General features: G+C 62.3%; 4 protein-coding genes and 1 tRNA gene. 2 read left to right on the top strand and 3 right to left on the bottom strand.

Annotated elements, in window-relative coordinates; genetic code table 11:
• Positions 1-231: hypothetical protein (locus WA317_RS21945; protein WP_425175036.1), on the bottom strand; the 231-nt coding region annotated here is incomplete at its 3' end.
• 677 nt (positions 232-908) lie between these two features.
• Between WA317_RS21945 and WA317_RS21950 the strand changes: the two genes are divergently transcribed.
• Positions 909-1655 (top strand): potassium channel family protein, encoded by a 747-nt coding sequence (locus tag WA317_RS21950; RefSeq protein WP_425175037.1) that lies wholly within the window; start codon positions 909-911, stop codon positions 1653-1655.
• Positions 1656-1842: 187 nt separating this feature from the next.
• Here WA317_RS21950 and WA317_RS21955 read toward each other — a convergent pair.
• Positions 1843-1914, bottom strand: a tRNA-Arg gene (locus WA317_RS21955).
• 12 nt (positions 1915-1926) lie between these two features.
• Positions 1927-2490, bottom strand: coding sequence for an orotate phosphoribosyltransferase (gene pyrE / locus WA317_RS21960; protein WP_425175038.1), 564 nt, complete (start codon positions 2488-2490; stop codon positions 1927-1929).
• 90 nt (positions 2491-2580) lie between these two features.
• Here pyrE and WA317_RS21965 point away from each other — a divergent pair.
• Positions 2581-2826 (top strand): hypothetical protein (locus WA317_RS21965; protein WP_425175039.1); only part of this gene is annotated, 246 nt, incomplete at its 3' end.

Below are 2826 nucleotides of genomic sequence, written 5' to 3' on the forward strand. Positions count from 1 at the left end.
CCGATAGTCCATACCTATGTTCGCACCGCCGACCGACAGCGCCAGCGAAGACGGGTCGATCTCACCGCCAGATGCCAGCAGCCGCATACCAGAGTCATCGACAGCCTCAACCGCGAACGCGGACACCATAGAAGAGGGATCCGAGGTGGACATCACGCTGCCGTCTTCTGCTATCCAGGCGACTGCACCGTCACTCTTCACGACGATCACAACCACATTGCCTATACCCACACTCCCAGCTTTGGGTAGGTGGCGTGCCCGTGGGGGCCCTGTGCAGCACACGTCCGTCCCTCAGATCTCGGACCACCACCCAACGTTCCGCGCGGCCACTCTCATAGCCGCCGATAGAGACTTCTTCATACCCCACCACCGAGCCAGCAAGGGTCTCGTGCGCTATTCCCCCTGCACCGCCGGATGACGCGTACGGTAGCGGACCGAGAAAGACAGGCCGGTGTCCATAGACACAGCCGTAGACACCCAGATATTCCGGAAACGCATGAGGTTCAGTCGCCTTATACAGCTGCGCCTGTGAATCGGCGGAAATGAGTCGCGAATGTCCGGGCCTGCACTCCGTGGCCACCTTGTGTCGGGTGGTCGCAGCACTTGCCTATGCTGCCGTCGGGAATAGGGCCAGTACAGAGATTGCAGCTGTCGCGAACCATCTCATGCCTACAAGGCTTATCGCAGTTCGTCGCATGGCCTTCTAACCTATTAAATGCGTCGAAAGTTACGGAGGGATGGACGCACTGGGATCGGTGGGTCGAGCAGCGGTGTCGCCTGGCGACATAGAAATGGCCGCATACCGCGACGACTCGATCAAGCACGATCCTCGGACTGTCACAACCATCTGAACTCGGTGGCGGCCAAACTTGGGAGGGCACTAACCTTCGTTGTTGAAAAGTACGGCCGTGGATGCCGCAATGAGAGAGGCGCGGACGAGCACTGCGCGTCGCTATTTTGAAAAGCCACTGCTGGTCGCCGCCGTCCTGAGCATCCCTATCACGATTCTTCAGTTCACTCAGGTCAGCGAACCGCTGCACATACTTGGGGAAATGCTCAACTGGCTCATCTGGCTGGCGTTTCTCGCAGAGCTTGTGACCATGCTTGCGCTCACTCCAAATCGAGCCCGCTACCTCCTGCTGAATCCGATCGATCTTGCGATCGTCGTTCTGACGCCCCCATTCATCGGAGGGGCGGTTCAGAGCATCCGCGCGCTGCGATTGCTACGGGTGTTCCGGCTGCTGAGACTCGCGCCACTCACGCGTATCGTGTTCTCGCTTGAGGGCGTCAAGGCGACGGCAGGACTCGCTCTCCTGACGGCTATGGTCGGCGGGGCCGGGTTCGCCGCGGAGGAAGGCATCTCCTTTGGGAATGGTGTCTACTGGGCCATCACCACAATGACGACCGTCGGCTATGGCGATATCACGCCGAAGACAACCGAGGGCAAGATCATCGCCGTGGTCGTCATGTTGGTCGGCATTGGGGCCGCCACGCTCCTTATTGGAGCTGTGGCACAGCAGTTCCTTGCGCCTGCGGTAGAACACGTCGAGATCGCCGAGGATGACCTGCTCGTGCAGGTGCAGGAGATCTCGGTGCAGCTCAGCAAGCTGGAACGAGCGCTGCGTGAGCGAACGCGGGCCGTCAGCCGTAGCTGAAGGCCCGCTTAACGGTTCGGCAGTCCCGTGATGCCCGCGCCTGCGCCGTATAGGAGCGCCCGCGACTCGCCGTCCGGCGCCTGATTGGGCACCAAGGGCACCGGCGCGCCGAACCTGCCTTTGACCGAGATCATGGCAGCGCGCAACCAAACACCCAATCCCGCATGAACACAAGCAATCCGACCCATGCCCCCGCCAGGAGTCGAACCTGGATCTACCGCTTAGGAGGCGGTCGTCTTATCCATTGGACTACGAGGGCTCGCGGCGAAGGCTAGCGCTCCGCGCGCTCCGGATAGACGTCGTCGATCGTGGTGAGCGCAACATATGGCGCGCCCGCGGCTGCTTCAATCGCTGGACCGCCTCCGGCGAGCCGGTCGAGCACCGAAACCACTCCGCAGATCGTGTGCCCCGCATCCTGCAGCGCGGCGATCGCCGCGAGCGTCGATCCGCCGGTGGTGACGACATCCTCGACCACCACGCAGCGATCGGCGGGGGTGAGCAGAGGACCCTCGATCCGACGTTGGAGACCGTGCGCCTTGGTTTCCTTGCGCACGAAGAACGCCTTCGCCTGCGCACCGCCCGCGAGCGCCGCACACGCGACCGGGTCTGCGCCCATCGTCATGCCGCCGACAGCCGTCGCATTCCACTCCTGTGCGTGGGCCGCGACGAGCGTGGCCAGCGCACGAAATCCCTCGGGTCGCAGGATCGCACGCTTGGCATCAACGTAATAGGAGGCGGTCGCACCGCTCGTGAGCGTGACCTCACCGATCACGAGCGCGTGTGCGCGTAGCTCCGTGACGAGCTCAGCACGGACGCTTTCGAGCACTCCAGTCATCGGTCGCGGGATGGACATACCGCGCAATCTAGACGGTATGGCACTCGGATATACGTCCACCCCGTCCAGCGAGGGGGCTAATCTGCCGCTGTGCTGCTCACCCTGCTCGCCCGAGTGCTGCGACTCGCATCTGTGGCTATCTGCCTGATTGCGGTGGCGTGGTTTCTCGCGTTCGCGTTGAATCAGACCAGCAGCGCTTCGAACCATCAAACGACCGAGATCAACGCGGCTCCCGGATCGGCCGCACTCAAAACCAGCGCGCCCGAAACCAAGAAGGTGAGCGCTCCTCGCAAAGCCCTTGACGAAGTCTTCTCGAAGCTGTCCTCGCCCTTCTCC

The sequence above is a fragment of the Mycobacterium sp. genome, assembly GCF_049802695.1.
GTDB lineage: Bacteria > Actinomycetota > Actinomycetes > Mycobacteriales > Mycobacteriaceae > Mycobacterium.

Coding starts and splice junctions, on each gene's coding strand:
- pyrE (WP_425175038.1), bottom strand. CDS start 2,490: ATGACTGGAGTGCTCGAAAGCGTCCGTGCTGAGCTCGTCACGGAGCTA.